General features: G+C 42.7%; 27 protein-coding genes and 1 pseudogene. 21 read left to right on the forward strand and 7 right to left on the reverse strand.

What is annotated here, in order from left to right:
• Positions 1–58 precede the first annotated feature (58 nt).
• On the reverse strand, positions 59–784 hold the full coding sequence (locus tag C5I45_RS07100) for a MurR/RpiR family transcriptional regulator (RefSeq protein WP_046559902.1): 726 nt from the start codon (positions 782–784) through the stop codon (positions 59–61).
• 235 nt (positions 785–1,019) lie between these two features.
• Between C5I45_RS07100 and C5I45_RS07105 the strand changes: the two genes are divergently transcribed.
• From C5I45_RS07105 to C5I45_RS07145, 9 genes and pseudogenes are all read left to right on the forward strand, one after another.
• The gene (locus C5I45_RS07105; protein ID WP_025853019.1) at positions 1,020–1,832 is read left to right on the forward strand and encodes a Cof-type HAD-IIB family hydrolase; all 813 of its coding nucleotides are present in this window, start codon (positions 1,020–1,022) and stop codon (positions 1,830–1,832) included.
• A 33-nt stretch (positions 1,833–1,865) separates the two neighbouring features.
• Positions 1,866–2,669, forward strand: a complete 804-nt coding sequence (locus C5I45_RS07110) for an HAD-IIB family hydrolase (protein WP_014305469.1) — start codon at positions 1,866–1,868, stop codon at positions 2,667–2,669.
• Positions 2,670–2,942: 273 nt separating this feature from the next.
• A complete protein-coding gene (locus C5I45_RS07115) occupies positions 2,943–3,194 on the forward strand; it encodes a DUF2651 family protein (protein ID WP_015387973.1) in 252 nt (83 codons plus the stop codon).
• A 196-nt stretch (positions 3,195–3,390) separates the two neighbouring features.
• A complete protein-coding gene (locus tag C5I45_RS07120) occupies positions 3,391–3,891 on the forward strand; it encodes a DinB family protein (RefSeq protein ID WP_107994301.1) in 501 nt (166 codons plus the stop codon).
• Positions 3,892–4,032: 141 nt separating this feature from the next.
• The gene (satA, locus tag C5I45_RS07125) at positions 4,033–4,554 is read left to right on the forward strand and encodes a streptothricin N-acetyltransferase SatA (RefSeq protein WP_048368211.1); all 522 of its coding nucleotides are present in this window, start codon (positions 4,033–4,035) and stop codon (positions 4,552–4,554) included.
• A 113-nt stretch (positions 4,555–4,667) separates the two neighbouring features.
• Positions 4,668–4,730: a tetracycline resistance efflux system leader peptide gene (locus C5I45_RS20210; RefSeq protein ID WP_134816631.1), complete on the forward strand. Its 63-nt coding sequence runs from the start codon at positions 4,668–4,670 to the stop codon at positions 4,728–4,730.
• 33 nt (positions 4,731–4,763) lie between these two features.
• On the forward strand, positions 4,764–6,140 hold the full coding sequence (tet, locus tag C5I45_RS07135; protein WP_107994302.1) for a Tet(L)/Tet(K)/Tet(45) family tetracycline efflux MFS transporter: 1,377 nt from the start codon (positions 4,764–4,766) through the stop codon (positions 6,138–6,140).
• A gap of 98 nt (positions 6,141–6,238) precedes the next feature.
• Positions 6,239–6,458: pseudogene (locus C5I45_RS20145) on the forward strand (hypothetical protein).
• A gap of 156 nt (positions 6,459–6,614) precedes the next feature.
• Complete coding sequence (locus C5I45_RS07145) at positions 6,615–7,151, forward strand: ATP-binding protein (RefSeq protein WP_013352982.1); 537 nt, start codon at positions 6,615–6,617, stop codon at positions 7,149–7,151.
• 437 nt (positions 7,152–7,588) lie between these two features.
• Here C5I45_RS07145 and C5I45_RS07155 read toward each other — a convergent pair whose 3' ends face one another.
• From C5I45_RS07155 to sigK, 4 genes are all read right to left on the reverse strand, one after another.
• Positions 7,589–8,470, reverse strand: coding sequence for an AraC family transcriptional regulator (locus C5I45_RS07155; RefSeq protein ID WP_025853008.1), 882 nt, complete (start codon positions 8,468–8,470; stop codon positions 7,589–7,591).
• Between the two features lie 657 nt (positions 8,471–9,127).
• Positions 9,128–9,655: a PadR family transcriptional regulator gene (locus C5I45_RS07160; protein WP_003152833.1), complete on the reverse strand. Its 528-nt coding sequence runs from the start codon at positions 9,653–9,655 to the stop codon at positions 9,128–9,130.
• Positions 9,652–10,494, reverse strand: a complete 843-nt coding sequence (locus tag C5I45_RS07165) for a sialate O-acetylesterase (protein WP_025853004.1) — start codon at positions 10,492–10,494, stop codon at positions 9,652–9,654. Before C5I45_RS07165 ends, C5I45_RS07160 begins: the two co-directional genes overlap by 4 nt.
• Positions 10,495–10,863: 369 nt before the next feature.
• Positions 10,864–11,589, reverse strand: coding sequence for an RNA polymerase sporulation sigma factor SigK (gene sigK, locus C5I45_RS07170; RefSeq protein ID WP_020956104.1), 726 nt, complete (start codon positions 11,587–11,589; stop codon positions 10,864–10,866).
• Between the two features lie 456 nt (positions 11,590–12,045).
• Here sigK and C5I45_RS07175 point away from each other — a divergent pair, with 456 nt between their 5' ends.
• A complete protein-coding gene (locus C5I45_RS07175; protein ID WP_003152839.1) occupies positions 12,046–13,302 on the forward strand; it encodes an MFS transporter in 1,257 nt (418 codons plus the stop codon).
• Positions 13,303–13,581: 279 nt separating this feature from the next.
• Here the strand turns inward: C5I45_RS07175 and C5I45_RS07185 are convergent, their stop codons facing one another.
• Positions 13,582–14,208: a TVP38/TMEM64 family protein gene (locus tag C5I45_RS07185; RefSeq protein WP_003152841.1), complete on the reverse strand. Its 627-nt coding sequence runs from the start codon at positions 14,206–14,208 to the stop codon at positions 13,582–13,584.
• Between the two features lie 235 nt (positions 14,209–14,443).
• On the opposite strand from C5I45_RS07185, the gene C5I45_RS07190 reads away from it, so the two are divergent.
• The 3 genes from C5I45_RS07190 to C5I45_RS20105 all read left to right on the forward strand — a co-directional run bounded on the left by C5I45_RS07190 (position 14,444) and on the right by C5I45_RS20105 (position 16,188).
• Entirely contained in the window at positions 14,444–15,178 is a 735-nt protein-coding gene (locus C5I45_RS07190) for a polysaccharide deacetylase family protein (protein WP_041481888.1), read from the forward strand.
• 69 nt (positions 15,179–15,247) lie between these two features.
• Positions 15,248–15,979 carry an SGNH/GDSL hydrolase family protein gene (locus C5I45_RS07195; protein ID WP_107994587.1) on the forward strand — a complete coding sequence of 244 codons (732 nt, stop codon included), beginning with the start codon at positions 15,248–15,250 and terminating at the stop codon, positions 15,977–15,979.
• Between the two features lie 74 nt (positions 15,980–16,053).
• Positions 16,054–16,188, forward strand: a complete 135-nt coding sequence (locus C5I45_RS20105) for a hypothetical protein (protein WP_003152848.1) — start codon at positions 16,054–16,056, stop codon at positions 16,186–16,188.
• A gap of 131 nt (positions 16,189–16,319) precedes the next feature.
• Here the strand turns inward: C5I45_RS20105 and C5I45_RS07200 are convergent, their stop codons facing one another.
• Entirely contained in the window at positions 16,320–16,460 is a 141-nt protein-coding gene (locus C5I45_RS07200) for a sporulation histidine kinase inhibitor Sda (protein ID WP_003152850.1), read from the reverse strand.
• A 357-nt stretch (positions 16,461–16,817) separates the two neighbouring features.
• On the opposite strand from C5I45_RS07200, the gene C5I45_RS07205 reads away from it, so the two are divergent.
• The 8 genes from C5I45_RS07205 to C5I45_RS07240 are packed head-to-tail and all read left to right on the forward strand — an operon-like array spanning position 16,818 to position 21,823.
• A complete protein-coding gene (locus C5I45_RS07205) occupies positions 16,818–17,336 on the forward strand; it encodes a YqeG family HAD IIIA-type phosphatase (protein ID WP_003152852.1) in 519 nt (172 codons plus the stop codon).
• Positions 17,337–17,338: 2 nt separating this feature from the next.
• Positions 17,339–18,439: a ribosome biogenesis GTPase YqeH gene (gene yqeH / locus C5I45_RS07210; protein ID WP_014305454.1), complete on the forward strand. Its 1,101-nt coding sequence runs from the start codon at positions 17,339–17,341 to the stop codon at positions 18,437–18,439.
• A 19-nt stretch (positions 18,440–18,458) separates the two neighbouring features.
• On the forward strand, positions 18,459–19,301 hold the full coding sequence (gene aroE, locus C5I45_RS07215; protein WP_003152856.1) for a shikimate dehydrogenase: 843 nt from the start codon (positions 18,459–18,461) through the stop codon (positions 19,299–19,301).
• Entirely contained in the window at positions 19,295–19,585 is a 291-nt protein-coding gene (gene yhbY / locus C5I45_RS07220) for a ribosome assembly RNA-binding protein YhbY (RefSeq protein WP_003152858.1), read from the forward strand. Before aroE ends, yhbY begins: the two co-directional genes overlap by 7 nt.
• 10 nt (positions 19,586–19,595) lie before the next feature.
• Positions 19,596–20,165 carry a nicotinate-nucleotide adenylyltransferase gene (locus C5I45_RS07225; protein ID WP_003152860.1) on the forward strand — a complete coding sequence of 190 codons (570 nt, stop codon included), beginning with the start codon at positions 19,596–19,598 and terminating at the stop codon, positions 20,163–20,165.
• Positions 20,155–20,736 (forward strand): bis(5'-nucleosyl)-tetraphosphatase (symmetrical) YqeK, encoded by a 582-nt coding sequence (gene yqeK / locus C5I45_RS07230; protein ID WP_107994303.1) that lies wholly within the window; start codon positions 20,155–20,157, stop codon positions 20,734–20,736. Before C5I45_RS07225 ends, yqeK begins: the two co-directional genes overlap by 11 nt.
• Positions 20,733–21,089, forward strand: a complete 357-nt coding sequence (gene rsfS / locus C5I45_RS07235; RefSeq protein WP_003152864.1) for a ribosome silencing factor — start codon at positions 20,733–20,735, stop codon at positions 21,087–21,089. Before yqeK ends, rsfS begins: the two co-directional genes overlap by 4 nt.
• Positions 21,086–21,823, forward strand: coding sequence for a class I SAM-dependent DNA methyltransferase (locus C5I45_RS07240; protein WP_107994304.1), 738 nt, complete (start codon positions 21,086–21,088; stop codon positions 21,821–21,823). Before rsfS ends, C5I45_RS07240 begins: the two co-directional genes overlap by 4 nt.
• The last annotated feature ends 68 nt before the right edge of the window (positions 21,824–21,891 follow it).

The following is a 21,891-nucleotide window of genomic DNA, read 5'->3' on the forward strand; positions in this document are numbered from 1 at the left end:
GAAGGGTTTTTCATCACTTTTACAAAAAGGCCGAAATTTCCGTGGTCCGTTCCTGAATTTAATCTCTCAATTTGTATATCTTTCGAGCCATTGATTCAAGTATGTACATAGCGGGGATTTGGGTGGTGATATTCGCATTTTCAACCCATTCTTCCGTCACGTAATATGAAATATTCACATCGGACATTTTGGCAATGGTTGAATGTTTATGATTTGTAATACTGATGACCCGGCTTCCTTCTTGTTTCAGCTGATTCAGATGAGTCACCGTAGAATCTCCTTCACCTGAAACCGATAATGCGATCGTGATGCTGTTATGGCGGAAATGGGAATGGGCCGGAAAGTAAGGATCTTTAATATACATTGAAAGTTTCCCTAAGCACGAAAAATATCTGGCTCCGTATTCGGCGAGAATTCCTGAACTACCCACTCCGATAAAAATGACGCTTTCTGCATCGGCTGCAAGGGCTGCTGCTTCCTTCAGCTTTTCTTCCATCCCTCCGCTTACTGTTCTTTCAAAAAACTCGGCAACGGAATGATGGGGACTCTTTAAAATCGTTTTTTTATTTGCCTCCGCATACATTTTCAGCTTCACCTTAAACTCCGAAAACCCTTCACAGTTTATTTTTTTGCAGAAACGTAAAATAGAAGCCGTAGATACATGGGTTTCATTTGCCAATTCACGGATTCGCATATAGACGACTTTCTCGCTGTTTTGGGAGATGTAGTTGTATAAAGAAGTTTCAAGCTCGTTAAATGAAGCAATCATTTCGTGTGTGAACATGCAGGGGGATTCTCCTTTTTATGAGAATGGTGAATGTACATCTCATCGTAACATATCATTTTTAAATGAAACATAGTGTTATATTTATGTGACAAATCACTTTTTGTGTCATTCAAAACAAGACGTCAGCCAATGATTTACGGCGCAAAACAACTGCGGATATAATTCGTTCATACGCTTTATTATGATTTCTTCAAGGGTTGCTGACAAAAGCGGCCGAAAAAAGGAGGACAATATGAGTATCAAACTGATAGCGGTTGATATGGACGGAACGTTTTTGAATGATGAAATGGCATATAACGAAGAGCGTTTTATGAATCAGTATCGTGAATTAAAAGCGCGGGGAATTAAATTTGCCGTAGCAAGCGGAAACCAATATGCGCAGCTTACATCCTTTTTTCCGGAAATCAAAAGTGAAATCGCTTTCGTTGCCGAGAATGGCGCTTTCGTCGTGAATGCCGGAGAAGAATTATTCACGGGTAACATGTCTGAAGACACTATAAAAGCAGTGATCCGTGCTTTAGAGCAGTATGAGGTGAAAAACGTCATTGTCAGCGGAAAAAAAAGCGCGTATATTCATGAAAATGCCAGTGAAGATGAATATCTGCATGCCAGTAAGTATTATTATGTGTTAAAAAGGGTGCCGCATTTTGAAAACATCGATGATGACATTTTAAAATTTTCCATCAGTTTTCCCGCCGAACATTGTTCCGCACTTCTGAGGCATTTAAAAGACGCCATCGGGTCTTTCGTCACGCCTGTATCAAGCGGGCACGGTGACATAGATCTGATCATACCGGGGCTTCATAAAGCAAGCGGGATTAAGTTTCTCCAGAAACAATGGGGGATAAATGATGAAGAATGCGCGGCCTTCGGAGACAGCGGCAATGATTTGGAGATGGTGTCTGCCGTGAAATACGGAGTCGCTATGGATAATGCGCAGGAAAGCATTAAACAGGCCGCGGCGCACATCATGCAATCAAACAATGAGGAAGGGGTCTTAAACGCGATTGATTCCATTCTCAAATGTGAAAAACCCTTTGTCTGAAAAAAGACATTTTAACTGCGGAGGTGCTGAACGATGATTAAATTAGTGATTACGGATTTAGACGGCACATTTTTAAATAATCAAGGCGATTTTGACAGAACGTTATTTGAAAAGACAAAACGAGTAATGGAGGAACAGCATGTTGCTTTCGCCATCTGCACCGGGAAACAGTGTGAAAGGGTGGAAGCCTTATTCGGAGAAGACGCGAAAGATTTTTGGATTTTAGGAGACAGTGCCGCACGTATGAAAAAGAACGGCAAATTCGTATATGAATCTTTGATCAGCAATAAAGCCGGACTGTCAATTATAGGCGCTTTAGAAAAAATCAGCTGCGGGCACACCATTATCGCGTGCACAAAAAAAGGCGCGATCGTAAAAGAAAATCTGTCTGAAAGTGAAATGAAATATGTAAATGCCTCTTATGCACATGTAACGAAAATAACTGATTTTACTAAGATAAAAGACGATTTTATCAAGATTACGGTTCATGACCCCGACGCCAACTGTCCGGAAACGAGAGAAAAGCTGCATGAATTTTTTCACCAATTATATATCGTAGCATCAGAAGATACCTGGATGGACATATCAAATATCGGAATACATAAAGGATCAACAGTACAAGAACTGCAGCGATTATTAGGGGTTTCGGCTGATGAAACAATGGCATTCGGAGACGGCCGCAATGACAAAGAATTGATGGAAGCGGCTTCCTACAGCTTTGCGGTTAAGAACGCCATTGATGAAATAAAAGATGCGGCGCACTTTGTCATCAAATCAAATGACGAAAGCAGCGTCATGCACACGATTATGAGAATATTAGCGCTGCAAAAACAATGAGAAAGCAGATCGGCTAAAGCCAATGCGGCAGGGCTTACTAGGAAAAGAAAAAGCGGGCTATCCTCCGACTTTAAATCACTCCTGATTTTCCGAAAATATGTTAAAAATGAACAAATATCTATATTTGACCCAATTGTATTGGTATAATATGTATAAAATGAATGAAAAGACGTAATATCAAGATGAAATAAATCACTTCAAATCATTTGATATCAGACAAAAAGTAGGAACTTCCTCGTTTTGAAATTGGGAGGTGTTTGTATTAGCCCGCTGTTGAGTCCCGCGTATATCATTCTCATTTTTCTTCCGGCAGCTTCTTTTCTGTTAGGGATTTTAGGATATTTCATCTTCAAAAAAGTATGGATGATGGTTGTTATTGTATTCATTTTGTCCTTGATATTTATGTTTATTGTAATAGGTGCCGAACCGACATTTTTCATTTGGGTGGCTATGATGACGGGGAGCTGTTTTATCTCCGGTTCAATCACTAAGACGGTATGGACTTTTGTAAAGCGAAAATATTAGACACTGAAGAATCCTGTTTGAACAGCTATCCTTTTTTGCCGATTGAAGAAAAGGAAGTATAGAGTGATCTGTTTGTTCTTATATTTTGTCTGTTATTGTATTGTCTGTCTATCGTTTTGTTCTTTTTTAACTAAACGGAGCACTATAATTGAACTGCAGATACATAGAAATACAAAAAAGGATAAGGAGGATTTTTATGTTTCAAACCTTAGACCATTTTTTGAAATCTTGGGAATTCGAAGCCGATGCGACACAAAAACTGCTGAATCATCTGACTGATGAATCACTTAAACAAGAAATCACTTCACAACATTGGACTTTAGGCCGTATTGCATGGCATACTGTCGCGGCCATTCATATCATTACCTCGAACACAGATTTAACGTTCCACGCTCCGGCTGAAGATTATCCTGTTCCTGCGTCGGCGCAGTTTATTGCTGAGAGTTATCATCAAGCCAGTAATGCATTTGTGCAGGCGTTAAAAACGCAATGGACTGACGATACACTTCAAGAATGTGTCAACTTTATTGGTCAGCAAATGCCGAATGGTACACTTTTGATGTTTTTAATTCAACATCAAAATCATCATCGAGGACAAATGACTGTCCTTATGAGACAAGCAGGTTTACCTGTTCCGGGTATTTATGGTCCGGCAAAAGAGGAATGGACAACATTTGGTTTGGAAGCTCCGAAATAGGATGTTGTTGTAAGGGCTCGAAAAAATAGATGATACCAATCGATGTTGGTATCTTTTTTGTTTTAGTCTTCGTGACATGCAGACGAATCAACAGTTCAAAAGGTGTAAAGTGAGTTCAATAACTGCAGAAAGGCGATTATGATGATAACTAAAATGACTCAATTCAATATGAAAGACTTCAATAAACCAAACGAACCTTTCGTTGTTTCAGGGAGAATCATCCCTTCATTTGAAAACAATGTTTGGACATATACAGAGGAGAAATTTGCTGAACCTTATGTCAAAAAATATGACGATGAAGACATTGATGTCAGTTATATTGAAGAAGAGGATAAAGTTGTCTTTTTTTATTACGCAGAGAACGACTGTGTCGGCCGGAGTAAGCTTCGTTCTAATTGGAATGGATACGCACTGATTGAAGACATTGCCGTTGCAAAAGATTATAGAAAAAATGGTGTCGGGACGGCTTTATTACATAAAGCGATTGAGTGGGCAAAGGAGAATCATTTATGCGGTCTTATGCTTGAAACACAAGATATTAATGTTTCAGCTTGTCATTTTTATGCCAAAAATAACTTTGTCATAGGAGCGGTCGATACAATGCTTTATTCCAATTTTTCAACAGCAAATGAAATTGCGGTTTTTTGGTACTGTAAATTTTAAAAATAACAGTATTTGATGTTTCGTCATTTAGCGGGTGTGTGCCGCAAAGTATTCAAAACATCGGCTTGAGGATTTATAATAAGGTATATCAATCAATGCAGGGGGAGTTATGTATGAAGTGCAAAAAAATGAACAGGGTACAATTAAAAGAGGGAAGCGTATCAATGGCCCTATAAACTGCGTCTGCCCTCATTAATGGAGGGAAATTTGTGAATACGCCTTATTCACAGTCAGCTTTACGGCACAACCAAGTGTTCATTTGGCTTTGTGTTTTGTCATTTTTCAGCGTATTAAATGAAATGGTTTTGAACGTCTCGCTACCTGATATCGCTAACGATTTTCATAAACTGCCAGCGAGTGTAAACTGGGTGAACACGGCCTTTATGTTAACCTTTTCCATCGGAACTGCTCTGTATGGGAAGTTATCAGATCAGCTGGGCATCAAAAAACTGCTCCTATTTGGAATTATGGTAAATGGCTTCGGGTCGATCATTGGATTTGTCGGACACTCTTTCTTTCATGTACTCATTCTGGCCCGATTTATTCAAGGGGCTGGTGCAGCCGCATTCCCGGCTCTTGTGATGGTTGCAGTAGTACGCTATATTCCGAAAGAAAACAGGGGTAAAGCATTTGGTCTGATCGGGTCGCTGGTGGCAATGGGGGAAGGTGTCGGACCAGCTATTGGCGGAATGATCGCTCATTATATTCACTGGTCATATTTGCTGCTTATTCCGACAGCAACAGTTATCACCGTTCCATTCCTGGTGAAACTGCTGGAAAAGGAAGAAAGAATCAGCGGGCGCTTTGATATGACGGGGATTATATTAATGTCTGCAGGCATCGTATTTTTTCTGCTGTTTACAACGTCATATAGAATGTCTTTTCTGATCATCAGTATTCTGGCTTTCCTGATATTTGTGAAACATATTAGGAAAACTCAAGATCCCTTTGTTGACCCTGCACTGGGGAAAAATGTTTTGTTTATGACGGGCGTCCTTAGCGGAGGCCTGATATTCGGCACTGCTGCAGGATTTGTGTCTATGGTTCCTTATATGATGAAAGATGTTCACCATTTAAGTACTGCGGCAATTGGAAGCGGGATTATGTTCCCCGGGACGATGAGCGTCATCATCTTCGGTTACATTGGAGGATTGCTTGTTGATCGGAAAGGTTCTTTGTATGTGCTGACCATTGGGATTGTATTGATGTCTTCCAGCTTTTTAATCGCTGCCTTTTTCATAGATGCGGCACCTTGGCTTATGACCGTCATAATCGTTTTTGTTTTTGGGGGGCTCTCCTTCACAAAAACGGTTATATCTACAATTGTGTCTGGCAGTTTGAAACAAAAGGAAGCCGGCGCCGGAATGAGTCTGCTTAATTTTACGAGCTTTTTATCAGAGGGAACGGGTATTTCGATTGCAGGCGGTTTATTATCGATCAGCTTGCTGAATCAAAGGCTGCTACCTGTTAACGCTGATCATTCCGCTTATTTGTACAGTAATATGCTCATTCTTTTTACAGGAATCGTTGTTATGAGCTGGCTGGTGACCATGAATGTCTATAAACGTTCGCGAAGAAATGACTAAAAAGGGAAAAGGATCAAACTTGATAAAAGTTTTGATCCTTTTTTTAAGGAGCTTCCTTATTACGGAACCTTTTGCCGATCAATGAAAGGGGAGTTAAAGTGAATTACATTTATAAGAAAAAGGAAAAGAAAAATGGAAAATTGTATCATTTCAATCAGAGATAAATGGGAGAATGCACTTATTGGGTCTGAACAAAAAAATAATCAAATTGAGATCGTAATCAATTACCGCAACGAGAAAACAACCAAGTTTTTACTGCCAATCGAGACTTTTGAAAAAGTGTATGAGGATATTAAAATAGGCCGGAGAGAAAGTTAATCACTGTTTGAAAATGACTATGAAGTTCGTAAGCGGTATGGTTTTAACCGCATCTGGATTCCCCTGGCAAAGTAAAGGTTTTTGGGGATTTATGTCAAAATAATAGTAAGTATCTTATGCAACAGGGAGTTTGGTTGCTTCATAAGGAGGGGAAGTATGAAAAATAAGATTCACATATTGGGAGCCTCTGGTGTCGGAACGTCAACATTGGGTGTTGCATTATCAAAGCATTTGCCGCATACGCATCTTGATACTGATGATTACTATTGGACAGATAAATTCACTAAAAAAAGAGAAATCCCTGAAAGAAGAAAGTTGCTTGAAAAAGACTTGACAATAAATGAGAAATGGATTCTTTCTGGCGCAGTGTGCCGCTGGGGCGATGATCTAAAAAGTTATTTTGACCTTGTCATCTTCTTATGGATTCCGCAGGATATACGGCTTGAGAGATTAAGGCATAGGGAATTTCAGCGTTATGGAAACGAAGTGTTAGCCGGCGGCAGTAAATATGAACAATCAAAAACATTTTTAGAGTGGGCTTCTTTATATGATCATGCCGGAATGGAAGTTAGAAGCAAAGCTTTACACGAACATTGGATGGCGGATTTATCTTGTCCATTGTTAAAAATTGAAGGAGATTACTCAGTCAATGAAAGAGTTGATCGTGTCTTGGATTATCTGAATTCTAATTAAACTAACGGATGGAGATAACTGCAAATTGAAAGACAGTTCCGGCCATTTTAACGGAGCTGTTTTTTTATACCGCCTTCAGTTTGTCTGTTGTGAAGTGATTTATTTCCGGAAAGAAGCAGCGGAATTAATAGAGAACTCACTTCGGGAAACCGTGAAGGCAGGAATCAAAACGGGAGACTTGGCGGTCAATCATCAACGTCAGACTTTGGGGAAGAATTGCAGAAATGATCGGACGTTAAGGCGGAAAATAAGAAGTGAGAAGCAGATCATCAAAACGCAATACACCTCAATTTATATTTTCAGTAAGAACGGCTCTGCTCATTAAAAAACTCAATTCAAAGATTAGCGGCATCAATATTGCCGCAGATCGGGTTAGTGACATAAGAGGAAGGGATAAGACCCCTTCCTTAAAACCTTTAATTCCTCTAATTTCATTGTCAGATATATTCCTTTTTTGAAATGGGTATCCAAATTTCACTTTTAAAAGATGGCGATGTTACATCCTTATGCTCGTTCCACAGGATTTCTGGGCCTTCAATTTGTTCATAATGTGACGATGGAAACCATTCGGAATAAATCCGCCCCCATACTTCCTGCAGTGCATCCGGAAATGATCCGGCTGCTTCGAATACAGCCCATGTTGAGGCAGGGACTTCAAGCTGTGATAGGTGATTTGGGCAATGTTTCGTTGTGGCTGCGCCAATATAGTGATCAAGCTCTCCGTTTTCCTCTGTCCGGCCTTCAGAAAAGTTCGTGGATGCACTGATGAGCCCTGCAGGCGCTGTATTAGAAAGCTCTTTTAGTTGTTTGATTGCTGCTTCATCTAAACTTTCCCACATCGATGCAATGTCAGGATTCACGCCTTTGAACAAAATAGGGACTCTTTTTTTAATGCCGACGATGCGAAATGCCTCTTTTTCTTCAATGCGATAGTTCATTTCATTTCCTCCTTTGATTGATAACTGGAAGGTCATTCGCGGATAAGCTTTAAGTGAATGGCCATTATGTTTAACTTCTGATGGGTTTATGCCATGCAGATTTTGAAATGCTCGTGCAAAAGAATCTGGTGAGTGATAACCGTATTTTATTGCAAGATCAATCACCTTTACGCTGCTGTCTTTAAGTTCAAAAGCTGCAAGAGTAAGACGTCTGCGGCGAATATATTCCGATAATGAAATACCTGTAAGGAAGGAAAACATCCTTTTAAAATGATATTCAGAGCAGAAAGCAAGCCTTGCTGCTTCTTTGAAATCAATAGCGTTCGTGAGGTTTTCTTCAATATACGTTAATGCGCTGTTCATCCTTTTAAGCGAATCCATTTATTTGACCTCCTTTAACAAAAGAATAACAGGAGCGAAATGTATCTGCCCGACATTTCGTGCACAGTTTTGCAGGATAACTTATATGTAATAAATTAAGTTACTCACCTGTATTTGTACAGATAAAGAAAACATCTAATAACTGGTTGGGTTTCATAAGATGAAAGAAAGTTATCATTGTTTTATATTGAAAAGAAAATAGAAAAAGACGGAGTTTTCTTGCGGGAGGGGTTTACTATCAATCAATTGAAAGCTGCATACGCGGAGGCAGTTAAAAAATTTTAGTTGATGTCGAGAACGATGTTCATCTTCACTGCTTGTTCAATTAGAGGAAGTGATTCTTCCTTAAGGGAGATCACTTTTTTTATTCGACTAAAGCAGCAGTTTAGCGGAAGAAGGAGAAAAATCAGTTGACTTACTTGATACTGAATAGGTGGTGAAAAGTGGTTATTCATACGGATTGAAAAAGAAGAACGCGCAGCAGATTCACTTGCTCTTGTTGGGGGGCAAGTGTTGACAACCCTATTAGCTGGTTTAATTAAAGAAGGGGTATAAAACCTGTATCAATAATGTTACTAGATATCTGCGACACAGGTTTTATATTTAGCTAAAATATTCTTATATATTCCACATTGCATTTTTTTATTATGCAATAGTTCACTCTATTTCTGCTTTCAATTTTTCGAACCACTCTAAATTAACCAAGTGATGTGAACGGGAATTTTCATTCATACGGCGAAAGTAATTGATTGTGCCGGGAATTTCTTGAGTGATGGACAGGTATTCATCAAGGAGCTCGATTCGAGTTTTAGTCTGATCAATTTGTGATTGGATCAGATCCAGTAATTTATTTTTGTCGATTTCATCGGCAAAGAGTAACGCCCCATAAAATTGCAGGTTCACATATTCCGATTTGGTGCCGTATTTGATCATTAATTTTTCAAATTCTGCTCTTCCCGAATCTGTGACTTTAAAGTTACGGATTTCACGCCCGCTGGTTGAGGGTTTCTGCTGAATCTGTTCAATCAAACACTTTTCTTCAAGTTGCTGCAGATTGTAATAAAATGAACCTTTCGTGAAGTTAACAATGTATTTGTAATGACGTTTTTCCATTAAGGCCAGAAGTTCATAGCCGTGAGCTCCGGGGTTTTGGATGAGCAAGCCAAGGATAAGTAAGGGAATCATGGTTTCATCACCTTCGCCATCCGCGCCTCAAATTCCGCGTACGTGATTTTACCCGAAGCCAAATCCATACTATGAAGGTAAATCTGTTCTGTTTTAGAATAGTCACCATTCATTTTCAGTGATTGCTCCTCTCCCGAAATGGGTTTCAGGATATGGTGCTTTTTCGAAAAAGCCTCGAAATAGCGGTAACCGAATTTGCGTTGTGAAGCTGCGTCTAAATGAATGCCATCAGGATTCGCAGTCAAACCTGCAGCAGTAACAAAATAACAATTCTGTTGTTCATTAGCAAAACGCAGCAATTGTTCATTAACCTGTCGAAATTCAGTCGCGTGCTGTCCAAAACCGGTCTTCCCAAGAAAGTCACCAAGCCCTCCAATAATCAACGGTACATCATCAAGTTTCAACTCGTTTCTTAGCGTCTCAATGATAAGAGTTAATTTCTCGTAATAAGTTTCATGCAGCAAACGATAACTGTCACTCTCACCTTGGTGCCAAAGGATTCCGCAAATTTGACTGGATTGGAGGGCGAAGCGGGCTTCGGACAAAGCATGCTGAAAAAGGATGCCTTCCGGATGCCAGTCATTCAATGAACTGCCGCCTTCCGCACAAGGGATCAAGCCAATTTCTTCATCGGGATGAGCTTTCGACCAAGCATCTGCAAAAGATGCCGCCAAGCCAACGCCGGAAACCGGACGGTCGTAATTAATCGGCTCTGTCATCATCTGCCACTGTCCATTGCGCAGCATTTTTATTTTTTCATTATAGATAGGGTCTACTTCATTCAAAAATCCACGGCCCGCCATATTCGACTGCCCCAACATTAAAAAAGACTTTATCATTTAATTTTTCACTTCTTTACATCAATATTTTAGTCTAATTAGACTATAGTCAATTCAGCTTGTCTTGTAAAGCTCTAATAAGGTCTTACTTTTATTAGTAGTATGTATGAAAAGCAAACTAACATTGAAAATTTGGTGGATGTATTTGAGAAATAGCAAGTTCTTTTGCTTTAGATCTTGATAAACAATGAAAAACAACAAAAATCCTGTCATGTAAGGGTTCCTATGAGGTTCAAAATCATTAAAAAGGTTAACGATTGTACCAATTCTATTCATTTGTTATGTTTTACTTTTAAATCCTGAAGTTATACTTGAAGAGGAATGTCCTAAAATGCAGAAAAAGCCGGAGTGTCAGATCCGGCTTTTCGCTCACTTTCCCTTCTTCTTCCGCTTCTCCTTTTCCGCCCGGTAAAACTCATGAAACATCTTCATCAATGCGCGTTTTTCAATCCGCGACACATAACTCCTTGAAATGCCGAGCTCCTTTGCGATCTCGCGCTGCGTTTTTTCTTTTTTTAAATCAAGCCCGAAGCGGCCGACGATGACTTCTTTTTCGCGGTCGTCTAAAATATCGATATATTTTTTGACCTTTTCAAGTTCCATGTTGAGCTGAATGGTGTCGATCACATCTTCGCTTTCCGACTTGAGGACATCGATCAGGCTTATTTCATTCCCTTCTTTATCCTGGCCGATCGGATCATGAAGGGAGACGTCTTTTTTCGTTTTTTTCAATGCGCGCAGATGCATTAAAATCTCATTTTCAATACATCGTGCAGCATATGTGGCAAGCTTCGTGCCTTTTCCGGCTGAGTAGCTTTCAATTCCTTTGATCAGCCCGATTGTACCGATGGAGATCAGATCTTCTGCGTCCTCTCCCGTATTTTCGAATTTTTTTACAATATGGGCGACTAAACGGAGATTGTGTTCGATCAGCATGTTGCGGGCATGTTCATCGCCTTCAGCCATAAGGTCTAAGTATTTTTTCTCCTCACTATTTGAGAGCGGTTGTGGAAAGGCATTATTTTTCACGTATGATACTAAAAACACGAGTTCTTTCACAATAAACCCGAGCGCTGCAAAAACACCTGTCACCATCCTCACCTCCACAAAGTTATGTAGGCAAAAGCCTATATGTAACTGTATGTGGCAGTCAGGCTGTTTGTGTCTGTACAGGGAAATTAATCAAAGGCAGGTTTTATTTCTTACAGCCTCTTGATTTTTGCTGATTGAGCCTGTATATTGTTAAAAAAAGTAAGGGTGAAAAGAATATAACGAAAAGCGCTGAAGAGACGAGTAGACAGATATCATTCATGACAGAGAGCTCCGGGAGCTGTGAAGGAGTATGAATGGATGTGTTGAAACAAACCTCTTAGCTTCGCATCGGAATCATGAAAAACGAGGATGATGCGGCGGATACTCCTGTTACCGAGTAAGCTTTGTACCCGGCAAGAGGCCGGCACCAAACCGAATTGAGGTGGCATAGCGGGCTGTTTCCCGTCCTCAAGACTTTATTGTCTTGAGGGCGTTTTTTATTTCTAAGGGAGGGATAAGATGAAAAACCTGAAGTCTTGGCGGTACCCGATGCTTCTGTTAACCGGAATCGGGATAGCAAATATTGGTGAATGGATTTATTTTTTGTCTCTTAATCTTATTGTTTTAAAAGAAACGGGGTCTGCTTTTGCGGTTTCCATCCTTTATTTAATCAGGCCTGCGGCTGTTTTGATGACAAATGGGTGGGCGGGCAGCATCATCGACAGGTGTAACAAACGGAATATGATGATGTCGCTTGATTTCATCCGGGCTGCATTCATTGCCGTTCTGCCGCTGATGTTTACTGTAAGGTCTTTATTTTTCATTTATTGTATCGTGTTTTTGATTCAAATGGCCAATGCGATGTTTCGTCCGTGTTCCATGGCGTATGTGACGATGCTTATTCCGGCTGAAAGGAGAAAACGATTCAATTCACTAAGGGCTTTGTCGGAATCAGGGGCTTTTCTCCTCGGGCCGGCTGCGGCCGGGCTGCTTTTTATCGCCGGCACGCCGATTTTTGCGATTTGGGTGAATGCGGCGGCTTTAGTGCTGTCCGGTTTCATCACGATGATGCTGCCGAACCTTGAAAATGAGCCCCACGTACATTCTCCCGCACGGAAGCTTTCTTTGGCAGTGTACAAAGAAGATTGGAAGCTCGTCTATCGCTTCAGCCGAACGGCGCGAAATGTCATGATCATTTATTTTTTATTCAGTCTGGTCATGACCGTTATGCCATCCGCGCTTGATTCGCTTGAAGCCGCTTTTTCAAAAGAAGTTCTTCAGCTGACTGATGCCGATTACGGTTTTCTTGTCAGTGTCTCAGGGGCAGGCATTATTGCGGGGGCGCTTGTCAACGTAATCTTTAATAAAAAAATGCCGGCTTCTTTATTGATGGGAATGGGCTCTTTATTCACAGCGGCCGGATATATGATTTATGCGTTTTCTGACGTTTTTTGGACGGCTGCTTTCGGATTTTTCCTTCTCGCTTTTTTTCTGGCGTTTGCCAATACAGGCTTTCTGACGTTTTATCAAAAGAATGTTCCGGTGGACATCATGGGGAGAGTGGGGAGCTTTTATTCATTAGTCGAAGCCGTCTTCATTATAGTGGTAACGGCGGTTTTCGGAGCGGCGGCTGTCAGTTCTTCCGTCCGCGTCATCGTCATCGCAGGGGCTGCTGTTATGCTGGCGTTGGCAGCCGTTTTATGCTCGTTCTTATTTGCGGCCTCAAAAAGGAGGACTCCCGATGTGTTTCAAGCGGATCAATTTAAAGAAACATAAAGAGACGGCCGTTTCATTTCGTGAGGATGAGTATCTCAGGTGGCTGTCATCCCAAATCTAATGCTCACCCGACAATTTTTAGCTGCTTCTTCATAACGGGCAGCCGATCGGACAGCTTGAAGCTTCCATCAACTTTTACCGCAGCCAAAAAATCGGTTATGTGCACCTTTACTGAGCAGCAAAGAGAACGCGGAACGAAGCTGCATCAATTTAGAATTAAACGGAAAAGTTCTCAGAATGAGAGGAGCCGTACCGCCGGAATAGGGAGCGGTACGCGCTTCATTTTTTCGTTGTTTTTAAAAGGCCGGGAAACTTCTTATAAATGACCGCCATTAAGACGAGCATATACATTCCGTAAATCCCGAAAGACAGCAGTTTGTTGCTTGTAAATGAAGCGCCTGCGACGGTCACGATCACAATGTTCGGAATTTTGCCGAGCACCGACGCAGAAAAAAAGATCGGCCATCGTATATTACTCAGCCCGCAGACGGTATTCATGGCAAGCGACGGTATAATCGGAATCAGCCGCCCGAAAAGCACCGCCGTAAACGCGTGCTGATGAAATGAACCTTCATATTGAGCCGCGGCCGGGTAAGCCACCAGTTTTTTTCTGGCCCAGTCTCTGAATCCGTACCGGACGAGAAAAAACAATGCCATTGTTCCGAGCATCGCGCCTGACAATGTAATCCACACTCCGTTTACAATCCCGAAAACCGCTCCGTTTAAGGCCGCGATAATGGCGAATGGAACGATCGGAAAAAATACGTCAGCTGCGACCAGAAGGATACTCATAAGCACGGCGTACATGCCGCCCGCGCGAATCATGCTGAGCCAGACGTCTTTTTGCATAAAGCCGATCATCACGACAGCAATGATGACGGCAAGACTGAATCCCTTTTTTATCATCTGTACGTTCACCTCTTTTCAATTAGTATACAGCACAAATCTATCTCCTTCTATTAAAATAAGCTGTCCGATAAGCGTACTTGTTTATCAGCATTTGCCGTTTGATGAGAAACGACTGGCAGCCGGGTTTGGACAAAAACAGGCGGGAAGCGGGTGATGTGCATCATTTGATGCAGAGAATGATTTTATACAAAAGGGGACACGTTAACAGTAGTGTTTACTGGAGGTGTAAACGTTGAGATGCTTTCATCTGATCATCATGATATGCGTCCTCACGGGTCTCACTGCCGTGTCCGCCGATGCGAAATCTTTAAAAAGAAGTGACATGGAGAAGACGGGAAACGTGTACTGGGATATAAGGTCTGAAAAAAAGAAGCTATCTTTAACCTTCGATGACGGCCCCCATCCTGTCTATACGGAGGCTGTGTTAGACGTGCTGAAACAGCACAATGTTAAAGCAACCTTTTTTTGTATCGGGAGCCGTATAGACAAATACCCCGTAACGGCAAAACGCATCGTTGAAGAAGGGCATGAAATCGGCAACCATACGATGAACCATGTTTATTTTCACCGTTTAAAACGCAAAGACATTTTACAAGAGCTTCACAGCTCCGCGCATCATATCAGATCGCTGCAGCCGGAAGGGGACAAGTTATTCCGCCCGCCGGGAGGGTCGCTGAATCATACGGCTTTCAAAAGCCTCTTAAAAGAGGGCTATCATATCATCATGTGGTCATGGAACCAAGATCCGAGAGACTGGAAAAGGCCCGGAAAAGGAAAAATCGTCAGGCACGTTGTTTCACATGCCAGAGATGGAGATATCGTTCTTCTGCATGACGGCGGAGGAAACCGGCGCCAGACGGTTGAGGCTTTGAAAGAAATCATTCCCCAGCTGAAAAAGCAGGGCTACACGTTTGTTAAGGTTTCGGATTTGATCGGACAGGATTCCGGTCCTTTTCATATCCAGTAAAGAGAGCGCCGCGTTGAAAGCCGCCAAAGAGATGTGTACCATAGGAGGTAAGGTTTGGGGGGAGAGAAAATGAAGTTTGCTGTTCTTTTTATTACGATAACCTGTCTGTTATCAGGATGCGCTGCGGGCAAAGAGAAAAGTGTTGTCGCGTTCGGCGACAGCAATACGCGCGGTTCCAACTGGGATTATCGTGATTATCCGAAGGCGCAGCAGTGGGTAAACATTTTAAAAACAGCGGAACGCGGCCGTCTTACGGTTATAAATGCGGGAATAGGCGGCCAGACGACTGAGGATGCGCGCCTGCGCTTTCAAAGCGACGTGCTGGAGCGTAAGCCCCAATATTTATTTATCATGTTCGGAACAAATGATGCGGGCATTTTGACGGGAGATCAGCCGCGAGTATCAAAGAAACGGTTTAAAGAAAACCTGACTTATTTCATAAACGAAAGCAGAAATCACGGCATAAAGCCGATTTTAATGACGTGCATCCCGGTTATAGAAGGAAACGGAACGCATCATCTCTATTACTATTCGAGATATAAAGCCTCAGCCTTTAAAGAAAAAGGCGGCGCGAGAACATGGCATAATTCCTATAACGGCGTTACGAGGCAGGTTGCAGCTGAGTTGAAAGTGCCGCTGGTGGATAACTGGAAACACTTTATACGCGCGCACGGAGGCAAAGATACAGACCGGGCGCTGATCCAATCCGGACTGATAGATCCCTCCGGAAATCATATGACGCCAAAAGGCGCCAGAATCTTAATTGAAGGCATAAAAAATGGGCGGGTTTTGGAACGCTGACGCCGTCAGCTGCCTAAACCGTTTTGCTTCTGCTTCATAGGCTGTAGAAAAAACATCTTTTGGAGGCGATTGCTATGAACCGCGGTTTCCCTCCGCAATATCCTGTATGCCCGCCTCCTCGGGTGAATGCGGGGTACTGGTACGCATTTTTTGTTGTGCTGCTCGTCGTCATTCTCGTTCTGGGCGGTCTGTATTGGTTCAATATATAGCAGCCGTCCTCTTAAACACCTCTATTTTAGGGGTGTTTTTTGTTGAAAGTGGTAGTAATGCGCATAACCGAAGTGATATAATATCAGTCATCTGAGTAAAAAAAGGAAATTCGCCCGGGAATTTTTTCTGTTTAAGAAGAAACGGAAATAATGTGTCCGAGCGATCTTCTTTTGATTTCGTTTTCAATTAACTCGATAAATTCACGGCTCAAATTCATTTCATTGGCTTTGAAATAAGATTCTATTAGTAATTCATCAGAAAGCTTTCTCATGCCGGGGACCCAATTAATGGGAGTGGCACCTCCTTACAATTGTAATCAATCATCAGACGCAAGCATATGATGGAAGGTTGCGTTTCAATCATGGTGAGGTTATCTTTAATCTACCATGAAATACAAATAAGAACAATCGTTCTGTTATCCACACTCGCAAGTGGATAACTTGTTAGTATCTTGTTTATAATCTGGATAAATCCGGATGTAATAAGAGTGGATAATGTGTGTAATTTTATCCACAACTGGTGAAGAAACCCAATTTTTGTCGAAATTTTTTTACCGAGTCCGACTTTGTTTTTAAATCTGACAGGTTTCGACATATAGATGATAGAAAGAAAAGGAAGGGTGCGGGTTTTGTTAAAAAAGTTTTTTTTACCTGACGAATTTGTGAAAAATATATTTCATATCACACCGGAAAAGCTCAAGGAACGCAATGTGAAAGGGATTATTACAGACCTTGACAACACGCTTGTGGAGTGGGACAGACCGAGTGCGACACCTCGATTAATCGAGTGGTTTGAAGAAATGAAGGAGCACGGCATTAAAGTCACGATCGTCTCCAATAATAATGAACGAAGAGTGAAATTATTCTCGGAGCCGCTTGGCATACCGTTTATTTATAAGGCAAGAAAACCGATGGGCCGCGCCTTTAAAAGAGCCGTCAGCAGCATGGAGCTGAAAAAAGAAGACTGTGTGGTCATCGGCGATCAGCTGCTTACTGATGTTCTCGGCGGAAACAGAAACGGGTATCATACGATCCTCGTCGTGCCTGTCGCTTCCTCTGACGGAGTCATGACGCGCTTTAACCGCCGGATTGAACGGAGAATATTGAGTTCTTTGAAACGTAAAGGCCATATTCAGTGGGAGGATTAGGAATGGAAAAGGTTGTTTGCATCGGCTGCGGAGTAACGATCCAGACCGAGGATAAACAAGGTCTCGGATACGCGCCAAAGGCATCGCTCACGAAGGAGAATGTCATTTGTCAGCGCTGCTTCAGACTGAAAAATTACAATGAAATTCAAGATGTTTCATTAACGGATGATGACTTTTTAAATATCTTGCACACAATCGGCGATACTGACTCTCTAATTGTCAAAGTCGTTGATATTTTTGATTTTAACGGAAGCTGGATAAACGGGCTGAACCGCTTTGTCGGCGGTAATCCGATCATTCTTGTCGGTAATAAGGCCGATATCCTGCCGAAATCCGTAAAGCGGGAACGGCTCGTCCAATGGATGAAACGCGAAGCGAAAGAATACGGCTTAAAACCCCTTGATGTCTTTTTAATCAGCGCTTCCCGCGGACAAGGGATGAAGGAAGTCATTGACGCCATTGAACATTACCGCGAAGGGCGCGATGTGTATGTGGTGGGGTGTACCAATGTCGGCAAATCCACATTTATCAACCGGATTATTAAAGAGGTCTCAGGGGAAGAGAATATTATTACCACCTCTCAATTTCCGGGCACGACGCTTGATGCGATTGAAATCCCGCTTGATGACGGATCTGCGCTTTATGATACGCCGGGAATCATTAACCATCACCAGATGGCGCATTACGTGGACAAGCGTGACTTAAAGGTGCTGACACCGAAAAAAGAACTGAAGCCGCGCACTTTTCAGCTGAATGAAAAACAAACGCTTTATTTCGGCGGGCTTGCCCGGTTTGACTATGTATCAGGCGATAAAACGGCGTTTGTATGCTATATGCCGAATGAATTGATGATTCACAGAACAAAGCTTGAAAATGCTGATGCCTTATACGAAAAGCATGCGGGAGAACTGCTTACCCCGCCCGGAAAAGATCATTTGGATGAATTTCCGGAGCTTACGGCCCACACGTTTACGATTAAAGAAGGAAAGACGGATATCGTTTTTTCCGGACTCGGCTGGGTCACGGTGCAGCAAGCAGATAAAAAAATAACGGCATACGCTCCGAAAGGCGTACACGTATTTGTCCGCCGTTCATTAATATAGAGAGAAGGGGAGAGGGAGCATGAAACAATTGTACGGAGTAATCGGAAATCCGATCGGGCATTCAATGTCACCCGATATTCATAACGCGGCTTTGCAAGATAAGAACATCAACGGGCAGTATTTTGCGTTTCAGGTGGAACCTCATCATCTCAAGGACGCCGTTAACGGAATCAAGGCGCTTGGCATCTGCGGAGTGAACGTCACAGTCCCGCATAAAGTCGCGATCATGGAGCATCTGGATGAAATACATGAAAGCGCGAAAGTACTCGGGGCCGTAAATACCGTCAAAAGAGAGGGAGACAGGCTCATCGGGTATAATACTGACGGAGATGGGTTTTATAAATCCTTAGTCAAAGTATTGGACAAACCGATATCAGAGCTCTCCATCCTCATGATTGGGGCGGGAGGGGCGGCAAGAGCGATTTTTACGACGATCGTCCGCAGAGAGCCGAAACAATTTGACGTTTGCAACCGCACGCCGGAAAAAGCGGAAAGTCTGATTGCGGCTGCTCCCTCTTTTCAGCAGAAACGCGCCCTTACTTTAAAAGAAGCTGAAAATCAGCTTGAACAATATGACGTCATTATTCATACAACATCTGTCGGCATGTATCCGAAAACAGATGCCGTGCCGCTCTCATTGGAACGGGCCAAAACGGGCGCCATCGTTTGTGATATCGTATACAACCCGATTCAAACGGCGTTCTTAAAAGAAGCTGAAAAAAGAGGTTTAACAACCCTTGACGGTGTCGGCATGTTTGTGGAACAGGCTGCACTGTCTTTCAAGCTGTGGACGGAACAAGAGCCTGACAGCGGCTTAATGAGAGCAATTGTTGAAGGAAAACTAGGAGGAACACAATGTTAACAGGAAAACAAAAACGGTTTTTGCGTTCAAAAGCGCATCATTTAACGCCTATTTTTCAAGTGGGAAAAGGCGGAGTCAACGAAAACATGGTGAAACAGATTGCCGAGGCTTTAGAAGCAAGAGAGCTGATTAAAGTCAGCGTGCTTCAAAACTGCGAAGACGATAAAAACGACGTCGCAGAAGCCCTTGTAAAAGGCAGCCGCTCACAATTGGTGCAGACGATCGGAAATACGATCGTATTGTATAAGGAATCAAAGGAAAATAAACAAATCGAGCTTCCGTAAGGTGGTTGACATGAAGAAAATCGGAATATTCGGGGGCACATTTGACCCTCCGCACAACGGACATCTTCTGATGGCTAATGAAGTCCTTCATCAGGCGGAGCTCGATGAGATTTGGTTTATGCCCAATAAAATCCCGCCGCATAAGCAGAATGAAGACTTTACAGACAGCCGGCACCGGGTGGAGATGCTGAAGCTTGCCATCAGCTCTAATTCCTTCTTTAAGCTTGAGCTTGCGGAAATGGACCGGAAAGGCCCTTCTTATACCTATGATACCGTCCGTTTACTGAAGGAGCGGCACCCGAACGACAAGCTTTTCTTTATTATCGGGGCGGATATGATTGAATATCTGCCGAAATGGTACAAACTGGACGAACTGCTCACGCTCATTCAATTTATCGGAGTGCGGCGCCCGGGGTATCATATCGAGACCCCGTACCCGCTGCTTTTTGCCGACGTTCCGGAATTTGACGTTTCGTCAACGATGCTTAGAGAACGTCTCAAAGCAAAAAAGCCGACGCAATACTTAATGCCGGATAAAGTGAGGCAGTATATAGAGGAGAATGATTTATATGAATCGTGAGGAAGCACTTGCCTGCGTCAAAGAACAGCTGACCGAGCATCGCTACATCCACACAATCGGCGTGACAGATACGGCGGTTATTCTCGCAGGCCGATTCGGAGCAGATCCGAAAAAAGCGGAAATGGCGGCTATTTTTCATGATTATGCAAAATTCCGGCCGAAAGAAGAAATGAAGCAGATCATCGTGCGGGAAAAAATGCCGGCTGAGCTCTTGGATTACAATGCCGAGCTGTGGCATGCCCCTGTGGGAGCGTATTTGGCTGAGAAAGAAGCGGGGATCACTGATCCCGAGGTCTTGGATGCAATCCGCTATCACACGTCAGGGCGTCCCGGAATGACCCTTTTAGACAAAGTCATCTACGTTGCGGATTACATTGAACCCGGCCGCCAGTTTCCCGGAGTGGAAGAGGTGCGCCGTCTGGCGGAAACAGATCTGAACGAAGCGCTCATACAAGCGATGAAAAATACAATGATATTTCTGATGAAAAAAAACCAGCCGGTCTTTCCGGAGACGTTTGCAACCTATAACTGGCTGGTGTCTCAAAAACGACAGGAGGAATATGGAAAATGAATCAAGCTTCCGTATTAAAAATCGCGGCAAAAGCATGCGACGATAAACGTGCAGAAGATATTTTAGCGCTGGACATGGAAGGAATCTCACTTGTAGCGGATTACTTTTTAATCTGCCACGGGAATTCTGATAAACAGGTTCAGGCCATTGCGCGCGAAATTAAAGATCAGGCAGAAGAAAACGGCATTGATGTCAAAAAGATGGAAGGATTTGATGAGGCCCGCTGGGTTTTAGTTGATCTCGGCGACGTCATTGTCCACGTTTTCCATAAAGATGAAAGAAGCTACTATAATCTTGAAAAGCTATGGGGCGACGCGCCGCTCGCAGAGCTTGAACTCGGCTTGAACTCATGATTTACCAAGGCTTCGCCGGTGTATATGACGAGTTAATGTCCCATGCGCCGTATGATGAATGGGCGGGCTGGATCGAAGCGTCTCTTCCGGAAAAGGGAAGTGTGCTTGATCTTGCCTGCGGAACCGGAGAAATATCCATCAGGCTTGCTGAAAAAGGCTGCGAAGTCACGGGGATTGATTTGAGTGAAGATATGCTGAGCTGTGCCCAGCAGAAAAAAACAGGAAAGCCGATTCTTTTTCTCCAGCAGGATATGAGAGAGCTTTCCGGTTTTGAAGAACAGTTTGATGCCGTAGTCATCTGCTGTGATTCCCTAAATTACTTAAAAACGAAAAATGATGTCTTAAGCACCTTCAAAAGTGTTTTTCAAGTTTTGAAGGAGGGCGGCCTGCTTCTGTTTGACGTCCATTCCCCGTATAAAATGACGGAGCTTTTTCCGGACAGCACCCATGCGGATCAGGATGAGCAGATCAGCTATGTCTGGCAAAGCTTTGCCGGCGATGAAGAGCTTTCTGTCATCCATGATATGTCCTTTTTCGTATGGAACGGACAATCTTATGACCGCTATGACGAGACGCATGAGCAAAAAACATTTTACATTGAAGAATATAAACAAATGCTTGCAGAGACCGGATTTGAATTGAAGAAAGTGACGGCTGATTTTACAGACCGGCCTCCTTCAACAGAGTCTGAACGTCTTTTCTTTACGGCAGGCAAACCAAAAACCATCGTTTAAACGGAACGATGGTTTTTAAAATGCATTTTTTGCGATTGGCGCGATAAAGCTCTTTATGGCATACTCAG

Origin of the sequence: Bacillus sp. ZY-1-1, from assembly GCF_003047165.1 — a bacterium.
Lineage (GTDB): Bacteria > Bacillota > Bacilli > Bacillales > Bacillaceae > Bacillus > Bacillus velezensis.